Origin of the sequence: Spiroplasma citri, assembly GCF_001886855.1 — a bacterium.
Lineage (GTDB): Bacteria > Bacillota_I > Bacilli_A > Mycoplasmatales > Mycoplasmataceae > Spiroplasma > Spiroplasma citri.
The window spans coordinates 1567325-1586726 of record NZ_CP013197.1 but is presented as its reverse complement, the minus strand read 5'-3'; the positions used below and the strand labels follow the sequence as shown (position 1 = coordinate 1586726).

Genomic DNA, 19402 nt, shown 5'->3' with positions numbered 1-19402 from the left:
AGGAAAATATGAAAGGAATTTTTGACACACATTGTCATTTAATGTCACATGAATATGAAAATGAAGAAACATCAGCCATTATTGCTGATGCCAAAATTAGTGGCGTGTCTTGGTTTAATAATGTTGGTTATGATTTAGCTTCTAGCCAAGCAGCAGTTCGTCATGCAATGCAGTATGATAATGTTTTTGCAACAATTGGTTTTCATCCAACTGATGTTGCTAAATATGGTTTTTCAGATTTAGAGAAATTAGATCAATTATTAAATAGTGATAAAGTAATTGCTGTTGGTGAAATTGGATTAGATTATTTTCATAAAAATGTTTCTCCAGATTTACAAAAGCATTGATTTATTAAACAAATTGAATTAGCAAAACAACATAATCTTCCACTTGCGATTCATTGCCGTGATGCTTATGAAGATTGTTATGAAATATTAAAACAACAAAAAGTAACACAAGGTTTAATGCATTGTTATAATGGTACAATTGAAATGGCTCAAAAATTTTTAGATTTAGGATTTTATCTTTCATTTGCTGGTAATATTACTTTTAAAAGTGCCGAACAATTACGTGAAGTTGCTAAAATGATACCATTAAATAAGATTTTAGTGGAAACTGATGCACCATATTTAACTCCTGATCCATACCGTGGAAAAAAGAATTATCCTAAATTTATTATGTATACAGTTAAAAAATTAGCAGAATTAAAGAATATGCCAGTTGAAGAAATGATTCGTATTACTAATAAAAATGCACGCAAATTATTTAATCTTGATTAATTTTTAATTTCAAGTTTGAAAATTACAATAAAAAAATATTAGGCTAACCTAATATTTTTTTTGCTTCAATTTATTTTCTTTTTTTACCTAATGTTGATAATAATCCTTTTTCTTGAAAATTATATAAACCATTTTCAATGTTTTTCTTAATTGTTTTTTCAAAGATTTTTGTTCCTTCGATAACACAATTTAATGAATCTGAAGCTATTTTAGTTGGTAATTGGAAAATATCAAAGAAATATTTATCAATATTTCTAATTAAAGCTCCTCCCCCACAAACTGTAATTCCATTTCTCATAATATCACCAGCTAATTCTGGTGGTGTATTTTCTAATAATTCAATTACTAAATCTGTAATTTTAGAAAAGGCATTTAGTAAAACATTTCTAATTTCTTCTGAAGAGATTTTTGCTTCTTTTGGTAATCCTGAAACAATATCACGTCCGTAGATTTGCATTGATCTTTCGTTATGGTATTTAACTAATGAACCAATGAATTTTTTAACATCTTCGGCTGTTTTTTGCCCAATTGCAATGTTATATTCTGAACGAATGTATTTACGAATATCATCATCAAAGTGATTTCCGGCAACTTTAATTGATCTTGAAACAACGATATCACCTGATGAAATAATAGCTAAATCAGTTGTTCCTCCACCGATATCAATGATTAAATGACCTTGAGGTAATTCAATATTAATACCTGCTCCTAAAGCGGCCATTTTAGCCTCTTCTTCAATGATAACTAATTCAGCACCCATTTCTTTAGCAACATTTTTTAATGCTTCTCTTTCAAGTTCAGTAACTCCACTTGGACATGCTAATAATACAATAGCATTCTTTCAAATGTTCATCATTTTCATTCTTGAAAAGATATGTTTTAATAAATCTTGTGCAGCTTCCATGTCTGCGATAACTCCATCTACTAATGGTGTTACCATTCTAATATCTCCGTGTGTTTTTCCTACCATATCATAGGCAGCTTTCCCTAAAGCAATTAAACTATTAGTTTTATTGTTATAAGCCATTAATGATGGTTCATTGTAGACTACACCTTGTCCTGAAACATATGCTAAAACATTAGCAGTTCCTAAGTCAAGAGAAATAAATGGTCTAGTTTCTGGTCTCACGTTTTTGTCCTCCTTAACAATTTAATAACTATTATAATCAATTAATGATTATTCTAGTAATTTAATTCTTTTACATGCATTGATTCTAATCTTAAGATATCAAAGATGTCTGATTCGAATTTTTTAGTTCCATTAATAACAGCTAATAATGGTTGTTCTCCAATTTTTGATGGTAATTGTAATGTATCTGTAAAGTAACGATCAATTCCTTTGATTAAAGCTCCTCCCCCACAGATGGTAATTCCATTTCTGAAGATATCACCAGCTAATTCTGGTGGTGTTTCTTCTAACACTTGAACTGTTAGGTCAATAATTCTTGACACTGGCACTTTTAATACTTCTCTGATTTCTTCAGGTGTTAGTTCAATTTCTCTTGGTAACCCTGAAACAACATCACGTCCATAAACTTTCATTCTTCTTTCATCAGGGTATTTTGATAATGACCCAATTTCGATTTTAATTTGTTCAGCAGTTTTTGATCCAATTTCTAGACCGTATTGTGAACGAATGAATTTTTGTGCTTCATCATTTAAGTAGTTTCCAGCAACTTTAACTGATTTTGATAATACGATATCTCCTGAGGCCATAACAGCAATATCTGTTGTTCCTCCCCCCATATCAATGACTAGGTTTCCAGCAGGTTTGTAAATATCAACCCCGCCACCTAATGCAGCCATTTTAACTTCTTCTTCTACAAAAACTTTCGATGCTCCTAAGTTCATAGCAATTTTTTTCAAAGCAGCTTTTTCTAATTCAGTAATTACTGATGGACAAGCCAATAACATAATTGAATGTTTTAATTGTTTTGTAATACGTAATTTTGTAAAGATATATCTTAATTGTGCTTCTGTTGCACGAATATCTGTAATAACTCCGTCAACCATTGGTCTAACAATACGAATTGACTTATTTCCTTTTCCAATCATTTTGTAAGCTTCGGCTCCTACAGCAATAATTCTGTTTTCTTTAATTCTGTAAGCAACAATTGAAGGCTCATTATAAACGATTCCTGAACCTGAAACATATACTAATGTATTAGCAGTTCCTAAATCCATAGAAACGAAAGCCGGTTTTTTTGCACTATTAAATAAAGCCATGTAATTTTGTCCTCCTGTTTCTTGTTAAATTAATTAGTTAGATTAATATATTTGATTAATCAATAAAATGAATTGCAAGTCTCTATATTTATTTTCAAATAGAGAATACAATACAAAATAATTATAACATAAATCCTAATCTTTCCTAAAAATTATTCCATAATTAAGTTTAGTACTGGTTTGTATTAATACTTAAAGGAATTACAAAAGTGGGTGACATAATTGTTAAAATCCTAATTAAACTATTGACTAAATTTTCGATTCGTTGTTTTGCTTCATCAATTGTTAAAAAATATTTAGTTAATTTTAAATATTTAACTTCAACTGTTTCTTTCAAAAAAGTTAGATATTTTTTAACTAACTTTGTGATATAAGTACTAATATCAGCTGGAGTTTTATATTGGTATTTAATTTCAATTGCTGATTGGTCATCCTTATATTCATATTTAAAAATTTGTGTATAAGATAAAATTATAATTGGATTATAAATTGTCATATAAACAAAGAAAGTTTTTAAATCAGAAATATTAATTTTACCTTCTTCAATACTGGTAATGGTAGAATTAAATCAATCACTATAAATTTCTTCAATATTTGTTGAACTGGGATAAGGCCAGGCAATACCGCTATTGTTTAGTAATTGATTTCATGGTTTATCAATATTAATGTAACCAGACGAAGTTAAAATTTGCTGAATAAATCAATATGAAAAATATGGCTCATTAATTGTTTTGTCAGAACTAAAAACTGTCCCAAAAATTGGTTGATCAGTTTTTGATGTATAAGTTCAATTTGCCAAAGCTTGGCGAATTCGTACATCAATTGTTGAACAACTTACAACTGAATTAACTACTTGCATTATAAAAGTTAGTGCTGTTAAAAATGATAATACTTTTTTCATTATTGCCTCACCTTATATAATATAATTTTATCATTTTTCTAAAAATTAATAATAAAAAAATAGATAAGTAGTTTTAAACTTATCTATTTTTTTTTGTTTTCTTCAATTAAGTCGGTTCTATTTTTTTTCTCGTAAGCAATACATCCATCAATAACAGATGTTTCAGCGTTTTTAACTACACGAACGGGAATTTGGAAATAATTTGATAAAAATTCTTTAATTCCTGCAATTTTGCCACATCCTCCAGTAACTAAAATTCCATTAGCAACAGCATCACCAGCTAATTCAGCCGGAGTTTTTTCTAAAACTTCGGTTATCAATTGTGTAATTGATGAAAAAATACTTATTAATAATTTTCTAATCTCTGAATCTAAAACCTCTGCTTCTTTTGGCATTCCTGTTACAACATCACGGCCGAAAATAATCATTTTTTTATTTTCTTTTGTTTTGTATAATGAACCAATTTGTTTTTTAATTTGTTCAGCAGTAACAACGCCAATTGAAATGGTATGTTTTGCCCGAATATATTTTAAGATTTCTTCATCAATATAATTTCCAGCAGTTTTAATTGATTTACTTTCAACAATTCCACCAGCTGAGATAATAGCACAACTTGATTTTCCACCACCAATGTCTAAAATAAAAGTTCCTTTTGGTGCAAAAATATTTTCACCGGCTCCCAAGGCAGCCATTAATGAATCTTCCTCAATTTTTACAAAGTCAGCACCGATATTTTTACACATTTTGATTATTGCTTGTTTTTCTAAGTCTGTAACATTTTTGGGACATGCAATTAAAACAATAGCATTTTTTCATAAATCAGCTACCTTTGCTTTTTTTCCTATTTGTTGAATAAATTCTTCTGCAATAGTTAAATTTGTAACTGCTCCATTACGTAATGGTGAGTAAATTTCAATTTTATCGTGTGTTTTTCCAATTAACTTTTTAGCATCATTACCTAATGCTATTAGTTTTTTAGTTCCGATTTCATATGCCATTACTGATGCTTCATTAAAAATAATGCCTCTCCCAGCAACATAAGCAATCGAATTAGTAGTTCCTAAATCGATAGCAATGAATTTCCGGGGTGCTTTTGGCGAAATGTTAAATGTATTTTTCAATACGTCTGATATTGCCATCTTTAAAATGTCTCCTTCCGTTTATTGCTTCGTTAAAAAACATAGCAATAATAATAACATAATAATTTTCTTAAATATTAAACCCTTTATTTGTTATAAAACATTCAATACCAATTAATTTTATTATATAAAATCTGGTATAATTTGCAATTAAAAATGATTATTTCAAGTCTATTTTTTCTTTTTTTAAAATTTTAATTATTTTTTATGGTATTAATGTCTTAAAAAATAAAAAAGTATATTTTAAAAATATACTTTTTTATGAAATTTTGTATTCATTTGCATCAAGTAACTGAATTCTTTCAATTACAGCACCTAAATTTTTTTCGTAAGTTTTAGCACCTTCAATTACACACATTAATGGATCATTTGCAGCTTTTACTTTTAATTGGAAAATTGACTCAAAATATTTTACAATTCCACGAATTAAAGCGCCTCCACCACAGATGGTAATTCCATTTCTAATAACATCACCAGCTAATTCTGGTGGTGTTTGTTCTAACACTTCTACCAATAAGTCTGTAATTCTTGAAAAAGAGGCTAATAAAACGTTTTTAATTTCTTCAGGTTTAATTAATATTTCTCGTGGTAACCCCGTAATAATATCACGACCAAAGGCACGAACTGGTTTTTCATTAATTATTTTAACTAATGCACCAATTTCTTTTTTAATTTGTTCAGCAGTTCTAATTCCAACTAGCACATTGTATTCAACACGAATATATTTTTGAATTTCTTGATCTAACTGTTTTCCAGCAACTTTAACTGATTTTGAAATTACGATATCACCAGCTGAAATAATTGCAATATCTGTTGTTCCTCCACCAATATCAATTACTAAATTTCCTTGAGCTAGACCAATGTTAATGCCAGCTCCTAATGCTGCTAGTTTAACTTCTTCTTCTACTAAAACGTGACTTGCTCCCATATCTTTTGCAATAGCTTTTAAAGCACCACGTTCTAATTCGGTAACTCCGCTTGGGCATGCTAATATTACTAGTGAATTTTTTCAAATTCCTGATAATTTTAATCTACTAAAAATGTGCTTTAGTAAATCTTGGGCTGCTTCCATATCTGAGATAACTCCATCAACAAGAGGTGTTACCATTCTGATATGATCATGCGTTTTTCCAACCATTTTGTATGCTTCATTTCCTAAGGTAATTAATGAGTTGTTTAAAGTGTCATATGCCATCATCGAAGGTTCATTGTAAACAATTCCCTGACCTGATACATAGGCTACCGTATTAGCTGTACCTAAGTCTAATGTTAAAAACGAGTAGTCTTTTCCAAATTTATAATTAGCCATATTTCTTTTTGCCTCCTACTCCTATATTTAAAATTTATGATTATTTTAATGTAATAGTCTAGTATAATTATACTATAAAATCATGATAAGTAAATGAAAAAGGTGTTTATCGGGGAGTGAAGGATAAAATGGGAGTATTTATTATTGTTGAAGGTAAGACCGATTCAACAAAGTTAAAAAGTATTTTTCCTGACATTAAAACAATTGAAACCAGTGGTAGTGGAATTACAAAAGAAAAGTTAGCATTGATTAAAAAAATTAGTTTAAACAATAAAATAATTATTTTTACTGATCCTGATTATCCTGGGCAAAAATTACGCCAAATTATTAGTGATTATTTGGAAAATAACTGCCTTCATGCTTTTATAAGTAAGAATGATGCAATTAAGGGTAAAAAAGTTGGCGTGGCTGAAGCATCTGAAATTGCGATTAAAAACAGTATTAATAATTTAATTAGTTTTTCAAATCAGCCAGTTGATAATTTATTATGAAGTGATTATATTAATTTAGTTGACTCAAAATTAAAGCGTGAAAAAATTATTAAGTATTATAACTTAATGCCAACTAATAATAAAACAACATTTAAATGACTAAATTATATGAATGTTAAAAAGCAAGATTTAATTGATATTTTAAAGGAGAAACAATGAAGAAACAAAACCAAGAAATGCGTGCCGAAGGGATAGTTGTTAAAAAAAGCAAAGGACAAAACTTTTTAACAAATACTCATTTTATTAATTTAATTGTTGATAGCGCATTTGATTTACCAAACACAAATATTTTAGAAATTGGCCCAGGAATGGGGGCTTTGACAAGTTCTATTTTATTAAAAGCAAATAAACTTGTTTGTGTTGAAATTGATTCAACTTTAGTGGAATACTTAACATTAAAATTTAAAGATCAGAATTTAACTATTATTCAAGCAGATATTTTAACCCTTGATTTAGAAAAATTATTTTTAACAGAATTTTTAGATAATAATCCAATTAGTATTATTTCCAATATTCCTTATTATATTACTTCACCGATTATCTTTAAATTATTAAAAATAAAGAACCCAAAAGTAAAAGAAATTATTTTAATGATGCAAAAAGAGGTTGGTGAACGAATTATGGCGCAGCCAAATTCAAAAAATTATAATAGTCTTTCTGTTGTTTGTCAATTTTATAGTGATATTGAAAAAGTTTCTTTAGTTGGCCGTAATAATTTTGTTCCAGCACCAAAAGTTGATAGTATTGTTTTAAAATTTAAATTAAATAAAAAATATCCTGCGCTAATAAATGATAAAGAATTTATTAAGTTTATTCGAATGATGTTTGCAACAAAGCGAAAAACAATTTTAAATAACTTAGCAATTATTGTTAATAATAAAACTTTAGCAGAAGATATCTTATTAAAATTAAATTATGCATTAAATTTACGTTCAGAAAATTTAAGTTTAAATGATTTTTATCTTTTATATAATGAAATTAAACAAATTAAGGGAGAACTATAAGAATGAAAATTAGATCATATGGTAAGTTTAATTTAACCTTAGAAGTTTTTCATAAACATAAATTTAAAAAAATGCACCGTATTAAAAGTATTATTTTTCCTTATAAGGAAGAATATGATTTTGTTGAGTTATTGCCTTATCAAGGTCAACAAACAATTTTTACTTGCAATAAAAAAGAACTAGATTCAAATAATAATACTATTTTGGAAGCTTATCATAAATTTATTGCTATGTTCCCTAAGTTTAAATCAATCCCAGTTCATATTAATTTAATTAAAAATACAACTATTGGTTCAGGTCTTGGTTATTCTGCTAGTAATGCTGTTGCAATTATTAAACTTATTTGTCAATTTTTTAATATTAATTATTATTCTTGAAAAATTAAAAAGTTAATTCAAAATCTTAGTTCTGATGCCTTATTTTTTTATTTAGAAAAGCCAGCAATAGTCTCAGGTTATGGCCATAAAATTAAGTATTTAACAATCCATCAAATTAATAACTATCAAATTTCAAATCTTAAAATTATTGATTCAAAAATTTCATCAATTACAAAAGATGTTTATCAAGAATTTGACCATAATTATCAATACTATAAAACAAAAAAAATAATTAATAATCTTTATTTTAATATGTTACAACAGCCCGCTTTCAAAATTAATCCAAAATTAAAGCAATTTTATCTTACATTAAAGAAAGAGTATTCAAATGTAATGCTTTCTGGTAGTGGTGGTGCTTTTTTGGTTTGATAATTTAAGTTTTAAAGTATATTTTAAAATTAAATTAGGCTATAATTGGACATAAATGAGGAGATTGTAAAATGAAAAAAGTATTGTTAATTGATGGAAATTCTTTGCTTTTTAGAGCATTTTATGCCACAGCTTATAATGGCGAGATGTTAAAAAGTTTGGATGGAACACCAACAAATGCTGTTTATGCATTTACCAATATGCTAAATAAAATATTAAAAGCAAATAACTACTATAGTGTTGTTGTTGCTTTTGATAAAGGAAAAAAGAATTTTCGTCATGATTTATTAGTTGATTACAAAGATGGTCGGAGCAAAACACCAAATGAATTAATTGTACAATTTCCAATTGTAAAGGAATTTTTAGATAGTTATCAAATTCCATATTTAGAGCAAGAAGGATATGAGGCTGATGATCTATTAGGATGTTTAGCAATGTTGGCTGAAAAAGAAGATTTTTATGTTGATATTTTTTCCAGTGATAAGGATTTATACCAACTAATTACTAATAAAACAAATATTTTAGTGCCACGTCAAGGCGATAGTGCTGATGTTATTGATGAAGCTGCTTTAATAGCAAAATGGGGAATTAAACCATTACAAGTTCCTGATTTAAAAGGGCTAATGGGTGACCCTTCCGATAATTTAAAGGGTGTTCCAAAAGTTGGCGAAAAAACAGCAATAAAATTAATTAAGGAATATCATTCAATTGAAAATTTATATGATAATATTGAACATATTAAGGGTGCTTTACAACAAAATTTATTGAATCATAAAGAAAGTGCATTATTGTGCAAAAAAATAGCTACTATTTTTTGTGATATTAATTTAGAGCATTTTACTTTCACTTCATTTTCACCAAATCACGAAACATTAATGCAATTTTATTTAAAATATAATATGAATTCATTTGTAACAAAACTATTTAATAATCAAGATAATGATATCCAAAACTCAAATATAAAAGTAAAAATTATTGAAGAATGACGTTCTGAATTTAATGAAAACAATACTACTGTGTATTTAGAACTATTAGATGAAAATTATCACACTTCGGAAATTATTGGATTTGGAATTGTTAATTCCAAAGGCGTTTTTTATTTTGATTATATTCATGCAAAGCATGATAAACTATGACATCAATTTTTAAATGATAATAAATATCAAAAGTTAACTTATCATGCAAAAAGTTTAATTGTTGCTTTAGCTCGTGATAATATTTTTGTTCAAAATATTGAGTATGATATGATGCTGGCTGGTTATGTTTATAATTCAAATGCAAAAAATAGTTTAGATACTTATATTAATTTATTTGAGAAAAAACAAATTTTAACTGATGAATTTTTTTATGGAAAAGGGGTTAAAAAACAAATTCCTGCTGATGTAATTAAATTAGGTCACTTTATTGGCGAAAAAGCATCATATATTCATAAATTAAGACCAAAAATTATTGAGTTATTAAAAACTAATCAACAATATGATTTGTATCATAATATTGAGTTACCAATTGCTTTTGCATTAGCACGAATGGAAATTAATGGCGTTAAAGTTGACCAATATGAATTAACAACACAAACCTTACGAATTGAAAAAATTGTTCAAGAATTAAATAATGAAATTAATGATATTGCACAAAAAGAAATTAATCCTAATTCCCCAAAACAAATTTCAGAATTATTATTTCAAAATTTTTCTTTACCTGATCGGAAAAAAGGATCAACAGCACAAGAAACTTTAGAAGAAATAAAAAATAACCATGTAATTATTCCAAAGATCTTAGATTATCGAAAATATCAAAAATTATATTCAACTTATTTAAAAGGGATGGAAAAATATATTTTTGCTGATGGGAAAGTTCATACAATTTATAAACAAACCTTAACAAATACTGGCAGACTTTCATCTGTGGAGCCTAATATGCAAAATATTAGTATTCGTGATCATATCCAAAAAGAGGTACGAAAAATTTTTGTTGTTTCATCACCAGATAATATTTTATTATCTTGTGATTATTCACAAATTGAATTACGAATTTTGGCACATATGTCAAAAGACCAAGATTTAATTGCTGCTTTTAATAACAATGAAGATATTCATACTAATACTGCAATGAAAATTTTTAATTTATCAAAAGATGAAATTACTCCAAATATTCGTCGTAGCGCAAAAGCTGTTAATTTTGGTATTATTTATGGAATTAGTGACTTTGGTTTAGCAACTGATTTAAATATTTCTGTTGCAAAAGCAAAAGCAATAATCAATAATTATTATCAGCAATTTCCAACAATTAAGGCTTTTATTGATAAACAAGTTGAGTTTTGTAAACAAAATGGCTATGTTACAACAATTTTTAATCGAAAACGTTATGTTTCAGAAATTAATGATCGGAATTATATGCAACGTGAATTTGGAAAGCGAATTGCAATGAATATGCCAATTCAAGGTAGTGCGGCAGATATTATTAAAATTGCTTTAAAAAATATTGACCAAGAGTTTTTAAAATTAAATTTAAAAGCAAAAATTATTGCACAAATTCATGATGAATTAATTTTTGAAATTCCGCAAGTTGAATTAATTCAAGTGCAAAAAATTGTTAAAATATTAATGGAAGATTCTACTAAATTAGATGTAAAGTTAATAGTTGATATGAAAACTGGTTTAAGCTGATATGATTTAAAATAAGATTAAATTATATTATTTTTTATAATTTTGATTACTTATTAGCATCTTGATTTTTATTAGATATAAAAATAAAATTAAATTATTAATTAAGAAAGAAGGAACAATATGCCAGAATTACCAGAAGTTGAAACGGTTCGTCGTATTTTAACAAAACATGTTGTTGGAAAAACAATTACTGATTGTCAAATTTTTTGAAATAAAATAATAAAATATCCTCTTGATTCAAAGGAATTTATAAAAGAGATTGTTAAACAAAAAATTAATCGAATTGATCGAATGGGAAAACATTTATTATTTATATTGGATGATTATGTTTTAATTAGTCACTTACGAATGGAAGGCAAATATTATTTTACATCAAAAGATGAACCTGGCGAATGACAACATATTATGGTTTTATTTGAACTTGATCATCAATTTCAATTGCGCTATCATGATACAAGGAAATTTGGAACAATGCATTTATATAGTAAAAATGATTATTTACAACAAGCACCATTGAATAAGTTAGGATATGAACCATTTGATGAAAAGATTACAGTTTCATATTTGAAAAATTCTTGACAAAATAAATCGCAGCCAATTAAAACAACATTATTGGAACAAAATGTTATTGTTGGAATTGGGAATATTTATGCCAATGAAATTTTATTTGCCTCTAAAATTCATCCTGGTGAAATAACAAAAAATTTAGTTGATCAAGATTATCAAAATATTATTGAGAATACAAAACTAGTTTTGCAAAAAGCTATTGATGAAGGAGGGACAACAATTGCAACTTACCATCCTGAACCAGGGATGGATGGTAAATTTTTACAACAATTAAAAGTACATGGGCGAAATAAAATGGAATGCCTTAATTGCCATCAATTAATTGATAAAATTTTTATTAATGGACGTGGAACTTATTTTTGTAATTATTGCCAAAAATTAAAATAAAAAGGCATCTCTTGAGTAGAAATGCCCTTTAGAAAAAACTATTTACTGACGGATACCTATCTTTGGGTATTACCTTTTAGAAGGCCCATCCATCAGGTAATGATAAGCTCTGTTTGTTTACTATATGTTGCCATATAGTACTTTATTTATAACACGATATTTTTAAAAAAGGGAACAAGAATTCTAAAAATTCTTTTTTTTCTTTCTTTTTGGTAAATTTTGGTAAATTAGACAAATATTAATAAATTCCTTTGTTTTATACTATTTTTTAAAATAAAAAGTTTATAATATTAACGTAATATTTTATATTAGAAGGGAAAAAGAATTATGGGACAAAAATATCATGCTAGATTAGTTAATGCTAGTGAACTAATTAAAAAAGCACATCAAAATAAATATGCTGTTGGTCATTTTAATATTAATAACCTAGAATGAACAAAAGCTTTATTAGAAGCTGCACAAGCAACAAAAACACCAATTATTTTAGGAGCTTCAGAAGGAGCAATTAAATATATGGGAGGTTATAATTTAGTTGTTGCAATGGTTAATGCGTTATTAGACTCATTAGACATTACGGTTCCAGCAGCATTACATTTAGATCATGGTCAATCAGTAGAAAGTTGTAAAATGGCAATTGATGCTGGTTTTTCCTCAGTAATGTATGATGGTAGTCACCATCCATTTGCTGAAAATTTAAAAAATACAAAAGAAGTAGTAGCATATGCAAAAATAAATGCTGTATCAGTTGAAGCTGAAATTGGCACAATTGGTGGAGAAGAAGATGGTGTAGTTGGTGCTGGTGAAATTGGTGATCCAAAAGAAGCTGCAGAAATGGTAGCAACAGGAATTAATTTCCTTGCTGCAGGAATTGGAAATATTCATGGTCCTTATCCAACAGGATGACCAGGTTTAAATTTTCAAGCTTTAGAAGATATTCAAGCTGCTGCAAAAATTGGAATGGTTTTACACGGTGGTAGTGGAATTCCACAAGAACAAGTTAAAAAGGCGATTTCATTAGGAATTAGTAAAATAAATGTTAATACTGAATTACAAATTGCTTTTGCTGTTGCCACAAGAAAATATATTGAAGAGGGAAAAGACAAACCAGAAAATGGAAAAGGGTTTGACCCACGAAAATTATTAAGACCTGGATATGAAGCAATTAAAACAACATTTGATGAATTAACATCATGATTTGGATGCAAAGGTAAGGCATAAAAAACATTTCAAGAATGAAATGTTTTTTTCTTTAACTTTATGTTTAAATAATGCTAATAAACAATTTAAATATAAAGTTTATTAGAAGAAGGAGTTTTATTAGTTATGGTTGAAAAATTTAGTAATGTTTATCAATTTTCAACAATAACAAGTTTAGTCGCTGGAAATTTTGACGGTATGATTAAGTTTGAAGCGTTATTAAAGCAAGGTAATTTTGGATTAGGAACCTTTTGACCATTTGGATGGTGAATTAATTGTTCTAGATGGTGAGGGGTATCAATTAAAATCAGATGGAACAGTTAATAAAGTTACGGCGAATATGACGAGTCCATTTGCTGTTATGGCATTTTTTGAAGAACATCAAAAAATTAATATCTTACAACCAACTAGTTATGAAGAAATTCAAAAAATTATTGTTGAAAATTTACCAAGTTTAAATTTATTTTATGGGATTAAAATTAATGGTTTATTTTCAGAAATAAAAACAAGAACTGTTTCGTGACAAGAAAAACCATATCCAACCTTAGTAAAAGCATCAGAACAGCAAGGAATTCTTAATGTTAAAAATACTAATGGTGATATTGTTGGTTTTTGAACCCCATCTTTTGCCAATACATTGGGAGTTAATGGTTTCCATTGTCATTTTATTAATATTGAAAAAAATACTGGGAGTCATGTTTTTGATTTCCAATTAGATTGACGTATTGTTGAGATATGCTATTTTTCAAAAATTAACTTAGAATTACCCATAAATAAAGAATATTTGGAAAAAAATTTACGGGCTTTTGAAGTACAAAAGGAAATTGAATTAGCAGAAAATGCCAAAAAATAGAATTATCTTAAATCTTAAAGTTCTTAATTAAGAACTTTAAGATTTTTTATTTAAAATTATATTTTAATAATTTATATTTTTAAAATAAATTTAGTAATTTAAGCATTTATATTATAAAATTAATATGTAAAGTAAATTAAAAACTATGAAATTAAATTTTTAAATAATAAATAATAAATTTAGAAAGTGAGGGCATTATAAAAAGATGTGATTTAATAAATCAGATAAAGAATTAGAACAAGAATTTAGAAGCAATTTAAATGTTGGATTATCTTCAAAGCAGGCTAAAGAAAGACTAATTAAAAATGGAAAAAATGAATTACCAAAACCTAAAAACAAACATTGAATTTTAATTTTTTTAGTTTCATTATTAGATCCATTATCTCTTATTTTAATTATTGCACGAGTTACTTCGGTTATTATTGAAAAAGTTGTTAATAATCGAATTTATGTGATAGATTTCATTGTGATCCTATGTATTGTTTTATTAAATGCCTTCATTCAAACACTTGAACAAATTAAAGCAAGGAAATCCCTTGATTCTTTAAAAAAATGACAATTCCAGTAACGATTGTTAAACGAAATGGTGCAATTTTTGAAATCCCAGTCGATGAATTAGTCACTGGGGATATTGTTATTTTAGAAGCAGGAAAATATATTCCAGCGGATATTCGCGTTTTAGAAGCAAATAATTTATTAATTGATGAAGCTGCCTTAACTGGTGAATCAGTTCCTGTTGAAAAAATAGTGAAATAATTTTAAAAGAAAAATTAGTGTTAGCAGAACAGACTAATATGGCTTTTATGTCAAATTTTATTACAAATGGTCGAGCAGTTGGAATTATTGTTGCAAATGCTGTTGATAGTGAAATTGGCAAAATTGCTGCTGCTATTGTTAAAACAAAACAAGAAAAAACACCACTGCAGTTACGCTTAACAAAATTAACAAAAGTTGTCAGTATTTTTGCAATTTTATTAGCAATTTTTGTTTTTGTTTTCTTTTTATTAACTGATGAAAATAGTTGACCAATTAATTTGATGACATCGGTTACAATTGCAATTGCTGTTATCCCGGAGTTCTTAATTGTCATTGTGTCAGTTATTTTATCATTATCAGTAAAGCGAATGACAAAAGTTAATGTTATTGTTAAAAAGTTAGATGCCGTTGAAACATTAGGCTCAGTTAATGTTATTTGTTCAGATAAAACAGGAACTTTGACGCAAAATAAAATGACCGTTAAAGAGATTATTTTCAATAATGAAATTTTTAAAGAAAATGATTTTAATTATCAACAAAATAATAAGGCAGCTTTTCATTTTATTAATTGTCTAACTTTATGTAATGATGCTATTAATCAAAAAAATGAACGAATTGGTGATCCAACCGAAATTTCTTTAATTGATTTTACAAGAAGATTTACAATTAGTGAAATAGAATATCGTGAAAAATATCTTCGTGTTTTAGAAGTTCCCTTTGATTCTGACCGAAAATTAATGTCAACTGTTAATCATGTTGATAAGCAAGAATTTGTTTATACAAAAGTTGCTCTTAACCAATTATTAATGCAGTGTAATTGAATTTATTTAAATAATGAAATTGTACCATTAACTGAAGCAATGAAGGAAGAAATTCAAGAAGAAGCATTAGATTTATCAAGTCAAGCATTACGCGTTTTAGCCTTTGCTTTTAAGAAAAAAGATCAGCAAGAAATTGAGACTAATTTAATTTTCTTAGGTGCGGTTGGCATGATTGACCCACCCCGCCCAGAGGCTGTTGAAGCGGTTAGAAAGGCGCATGAAGTAGGGAATAGAGTAATTATGATTATGATTACTGGAGATCATAAAGCAACTGTTTTAGCTATTGCTAAAGAATTGCGATTAGCAGTTTCAGAAGCAAATGTTTTATCTGGTCATCAAACTGACAAAATGGATAATCATAAATTACAAGAAAAACTGCGTGATGTATCAGTTTTTGCACGAGTTAATCCTGATCACAAAACAAGAATTGTTGAGTGTTTGCAATCAATGAACTATGTTGTTTCAATGGCAGGTGATGGGGTTAATGACGCTCCAAGTTTAAGTAAAGCTGACATTGGTGTTGCAATGGGAATAACAGGAACAGATGTTTCAAAAGAAGCTGCAAATATTATTTTACAAGATGATAATTTTTCAACAATTATTCGCGGTGTTGAAGAGGGACGAAATGTGTATCATAAAATTAAACGTGTGATTGCTTTTGTTTGTATTGCACAATTAGCAAATGTGTTAGCCTTTATTATTATTTCGGTTATAACTAAAATTAAACCATTTGATTCTGTTAACATTTTATGATTTAACTTAGTTATTGAAACATTAATGTCAATTTCAATCGGGTTAGGAAATAATGATAATGGATTAATGTTGGAAAAACCACGAAGTAAGAAAGAAACTTTTTTTACCAATAGTTTAGTTACAATTCTATATTTAGCTTTTGTGACAGCTGCTAGTGTCATTGGTACATTTTTCATTGGTAAAAATATTTTCCATAATATTGAAGATGCTAAAATTGCGACAATTTTAGTGATGGCTTGTTCACCAGTAATTTTTGCTTTTGCAATTCAATTACCAAATTATCGAATTAAAACACAGTATAATGTGGCTCCAACTAATTATTATTTATTAGGTGCTTCATTAATTGCCTTAATATTAAATTTCTTGATGGTATATACGCCGGGCTTAAACTTAATTTTTTTAACAACAACGAAAGAGTATAAATTTGATACATCACCACTGTTATCTTGGCAAATGACGGTAGTATCATTAGGAATGATGGTGCTTCCATTATTAATGTTATTAGGATATGATGCATTTCGTAAATTAATTAGACGGTAAAAAAATAAAAATTGAAAATTATTTTATTAAGTTTGTTCAAGAAAAGAATAAAAGGTAATGAATCCAAGGATTAAGTAAATTCAAAAACTTTTAATTTGTTTATTAAGCAATTAAAGTTTTTGAATATTTTTTTAAAATTCATTATTTTTCTTATATAATTAACTTAATAATTCTTGAAGTGAGAAAAAATACTATGTGAAATCTTGCAAAAGAGGCTACGCGAGGGTTTACAAAAAAATAACTCAATTTATTGGGTTAATTTTGTTTATTGTTGGAGCAGTTTTAACCTTTATAGCTCTTTTTTCAACTGTTTTTCAAGTTAAAAATGGCTTAAATGATATTAAGAAATTAGAACTTAGTTTTAATGTTGATTATCAATTTACTGCAAATAATTTAGCAAAAGATACTCAATATTTTAATGCTACTGCTATTAACAAAAACAAAAATTTATTATATAACGGCTATAGTTGGCGAGGTAATAATATTTTTATACTCCGTTTAATTGTCTTTTTGAAGTAAAGAAATGAAAACATATTAGTGATTTAACAGAAAATAATATTATTTTAAATAAACAATATGCTGATTATAATCATTTAAAACTTGGTGGACACTTTAATTTAGGAAACAGCCAAAATTTACAATTTAATATTATTGGTTATGGGGCTAAGTATAGTAATATTTATCCAGATTTAGTAAGTTTATCAACTCTTGTTACGGGTCATAAAATTATTGATTTAAAAAATGGTTCAGTATTGTTTATGAATGATATTAATTTTAATGCTATCAAACAAAATTTTTCAAATGAAACTGAAAAAATTACTGGTTTTATTAATGTTACTGGCAATTTAACTGAGCCACAAAAAATAACCTTGTTACGAAAAGTTTTAAGCAATTATTTTGTAGCGCCGGATAATGCAATTGTTGCTTTTGAAGCATCATTGCCGGGACAAGTAGTGATGTTAACAAATATTGGTTTTATTATTAATACTTCAATTGCTGTTGTTTTTTCAATTATTATTTTATTTATTATTGCTTTTTTCATTAAAAAAGATATCACTAATTCAAAACAACAAATTGGAGTTTTAAAATCATTAGGATATCATCGTTTTGAATTATCATTTATTTTTACTTTTAGCATTATTTTTACAACTTTAATTGGCTGTTTATTAGGGTGAGTTTTAAGTATTCCTCTCCAAATGTATTTCACTGGCTCAAATTTATATTCGATAGGATTACCGTTATCATCATTTTATTTTAATCCACTAATTTTTGTTTCAGCAACAATTTTTATTCCACTTATTTTCATTGGGACGCCTTTCTTAATCTCCTTTGTTCTTTTGAGTCGGACAGAGCTAGATTTGATTTATGATTTAAAAGGTTCTAATTTAAGTTTTCGTCCTAAAAAAATAAAAAAAGGTCGTAAATATGCTCATTTTGGATTAACATTTAATGTTCATTTATCATTTACCTTTGCTCTAAAATCTTTAGGAAAATGAATTATGGTATTAGTTGTTTTAGCTTTTTCATTCTTTTTATTAATTTTCCAGTTGGATGCAGGGGTAATGGCACAAGGAATTGTTGAAGACTCTTTCCGCTATTTTAAGAATGATATTAAATCATATTTAATTGCTAGTTATGATTAACAAGATATTGCTGCAATGGTAAATTTTATCTGTGGATTATTGCTGATAAGCGCAAGGACTATTACCATGAGGTAAAAATTCTTGATGATAATAAAACATTTAACTTTTCAAATCCGTTAAAATGTCTTTGAAGTTTATCTGGTTCAGACTCAAGAAATATGAAAAAAATTGTGGTGATTTATTAAATATTATTGGGGATCCAAGCGGCCCAACTCTTGCTCGAAGTAAGATTAATTATGATGACAAAACAAACAGATACCCATATATAAGTTCAACAACAGTTAAGGCAATTGTTAATTATAAAGTTGAGGATAATGAGTCTGGAGAATGAATTAATAGATGAAATAATTTAGTAAAAATTATTAATCTTATGAAACCATTTTTAATTGAAAAAGGGATAAGTGAAGCTGATATTCAAACAATTAATTATTAGTGAAATTAATTTGGTTAATAGTTTAAGTACGACAATTAATGGCCAATATCCAGATATTTATTTAAGACCATATATGGTCTATGATAAAAATTATGATTTTCCATATTATTTTTTAGCAGCGGGTTGAAGTCCAGATGATACTAAAAATTCAAAAATCCGGTTTCACAATTAAATGTTGTTGGATTAACAAG

At 27.3% G+C, this 19402-nt stretch carries 21 protein-coding genes; 16 read left to right on the top strand and 5 right to left on the bottom strand.

Annotated features, from left to right (window positions below; genetic code table 4):
* The first annotated feature begins 8 nt into the window (after positions 1–8).
* A complete protein-coding gene (locus SCITRI_RS09245; protein WP_071938031.1) occupies positions 9–779 on the top strand; it encodes a TatD family hydrolase in 771 nt (256 codons plus the stop codon).
* Between the two features lie 70 nt (positions 780–849).
* Here SCITRI_RS09245 and mreB (SCITRI_RS09240) read toward each other — a convergent pair whose 3' ends face one another.
* The 5 genes from mreB (SCITRI_RS09240) to mreB (SCITRI_RS09220) all read right to left on the bottom strand — a co-directional run bounded on the left by mreB (SCITRI_RS09240) (position 850) and on the right by mreB (SCITRI_RS09220) (position 6354).
* Positions 850–1908, bottom strand: coding sequence for a rod shape-determining protein (mreB, locus tag SCITRI_RS09240; protein ID WP_071938030.1), 1059 nt, complete (start codon positions 1906–1908; stop codon positions 850–852).
* Between the two features lie 53 nt (positions 1909–1961).
* Entirely contained in the window at positions 1962–3005 is a 1044-nt protein-coding gene (gene mreB, locus SCITRI_RS09235; RefSeq protein ID WP_071938029.1) for a rod shape-determining protein, read from the bottom strand.
* Between the two features lie 169 nt (positions 3006–3174).
* Positions 3175–3906 (bottom strand): hypothetical protein, encoded by a 732-nt coding sequence (locus SCITRI_RS09230; RefSeq protein ID WP_071938028.1) that lies wholly within the window; start codon positions 3904–3906, stop codon positions 3175–3177.
* A gap of 83 nt (positions 3907–3989) precedes the next feature.
* A complete protein-coding gene (locus SCITRI_RS09225; RefSeq protein ID WP_071938027.1) occupies positions 3990–5045 on the bottom strand; it encodes a rod shape-determining protein in 1056 nt (351 codons plus the stop codon).
* 259 nt (positions 5046–5304) lie between these two features.
* Positions 5305–6354, bottom strand: coding sequence for a rod shape-determining protein (mreB, locus tag SCITRI_RS09220; RefSeq protein WP_071938026.1), 1050 nt, complete (start codon positions 6352–6354; stop codon positions 5305–5307).
* A 128-nt stretch (positions 6355–6482) separates the two neighbouring features.
* On the opposite strand from mreB (SCITRI_RS09220), the gene rnmV reads away from it, so the two are divergent.
* From rnmV to SCITRI_RS11930, 15 genes are all read left to right on the top strand, one after another.
* On the top strand, positions 6483–7040 hold the full coding sequence (rnmV, locus tag SCITRI_RS09215; protein WP_071938072.1) for a ribonuclease M5: 558 nt from the start codon (positions 6483–6485) through the stop codon (positions 7038–7040).
* On the top strand, positions 7001–7849 hold the full coding sequence (gene rsmA, locus SCITRI_RS09210; protein ID WP_071938025.1) for a 16S rRNA (adenine(1518)-N(6)/adenine(1519)-N(6))-dimethyltransferase RsmA: 849 nt from the start codon (positions 7001–7003) through the stop codon (positions 7847–7849). The genes rnmV and rsmA overlap by 40 nt, the downstream gene beginning before the upstream one ends.
* Before the next feature lie 2 nt (positions 7850–7851).
* Positions 7852–8598 (top strand): GHMP family kinase ATP-binding protein, encoded by a 747-nt coding sequence (locus tag SCITRI_RS09205; RefSeq protein WP_071938024.1) that lies wholly within the window; start codon positions 7852–7854, stop codon positions 8596–8598.
* A 68-nt stretch (positions 8599–8666) separates the two neighbouring features.
* Positions 8667–11276 carry a DNA polymerase I gene (gene polA, locus SCITRI_RS09200; protein ID WP_071938023.1) on the top strand — a complete coding sequence of 870 codons (2610 nt, stop codon included), beginning with the start codon at positions 8667–8669 and terminating at the stop codon, positions 11274–11276.
* Between the two features lie 105 nt (positions 11277–11381).
* The gene (gene mutM / locus SCITRI_RS09195) at positions 11382–12215 is read left to right on the top strand and encodes a DNA-formamidopyrimidine glycosylase (protein WP_071938022.1); all 834 of its coding nucleotides are present in this window, start codon (positions 11382–11384) and stop codon (positions 12213–12215) included.
* Between the two features lie 327 nt (positions 12216–12542).
* Positions 12543–13433, top strand: coding sequence for a class II fructose-1,6-bisphosphate aldolase (fba, locus tag SCITRI_RS09190; RefSeq protein WP_071938021.1), 891 nt, complete (start codon positions 12543–12545; stop codon positions 13431–13433).
* Positions 13434–13538: 105 nt separating this feature from the next.
* Positions 13539–13736 (top strand): acetolactate decarboxylase, encoded by a 198-nt coding sequence (locus SCITRI_RS12540; RefSeq protein WP_374941390.1) that lies wholly within the window; start codon positions 13539–13541, stop codon positions 13734–13736.
* Positions 13672–14265 (top strand): acetolactate decarboxylase, encoded by a 594-nt coding sequence (gene budA, locus SCITRI_RS09185; RefSeq protein WP_237237971.1) that lies wholly within the window; start codon positions 13672–13674, stop codon positions 14263–14265. The genes SCITRI_RS12540 and budA overlap by 65 nt, the downstream gene beginning before the upstream one ends.
* A 205-nt stretch (positions 14266–14470) precedes the next feature.
* Complete coding sequence (locus SCITRI_RS11955) at positions 14471–14833, top strand: cation-transporting P-type ATPase (RefSeq protein WP_237237970.1); 363 nt, start codon at positions 14471–14473, stop codon at positions 14831–14833.
* Positions 14818–15021, top strand: coding sequence for a P-type ATPase (locus SCITRI_RS11950; protein ID WP_237237969.1), 204 nt, complete (start codon positions 14818–14820; stop codon positions 15019–15021). Before SCITRI_RS11955 ends, SCITRI_RS11950 begins: the two co-directional genes overlap by 16 nt.
* 17 nt (positions 15022–15038) lie before the next feature.
* Entirely contained in the window at positions 15039–17135 is a 2097-nt protein-coding gene (locus SCITRI_RS09180) for a cation-translocating P-type ATPase (RefSeq protein WP_237237968.1), read from the top strand.
* Positions 17136–17396: 261 nt separating this feature from the next.
* Complete coding sequence (locus SCITRI_RS11945) at positions 17397–17654, top strand: hypothetical protein (RefSeq protein ID WP_237237967.1); 258 nt, start codon at positions 17397–17399, stop codon at positions 17652–17654.
* 239 nt (positions 17655–17893) lie between these two features.
* Entirely contained in the window at positions 17894–18778 is an 885-nt protein-coding gene (locus tag SCITRI_RS11940; RefSeq protein WP_237237966.1) for an FtsX-like permease family protein, read from the top strand.
* 121 nt (positions 18779–18899) lie between these two features.
* Positions 18900–19211 (top strand): hypothetical protein, encoded by a 312-nt coding sequence (locus tag SCITRI_RS11935; protein WP_237237965.1) that lies wholly within the window; start codon positions 18900–18902, stop codon positions 19209–19211.
* Complete coding sequence (locus tag SCITRI_RS11930) at positions 19180–19383, top strand: hypothetical protein (RefSeq protein ID WP_237237964.1); 204 nt, start codon at positions 19180–19182, stop codon at positions 19381–19383. Before SCITRI_RS11935 ends, SCITRI_RS11930 begins: the two co-directional genes overlap by 32 nt.
* Positions 19384–19402: the final 19 nt, after the last annotated feature.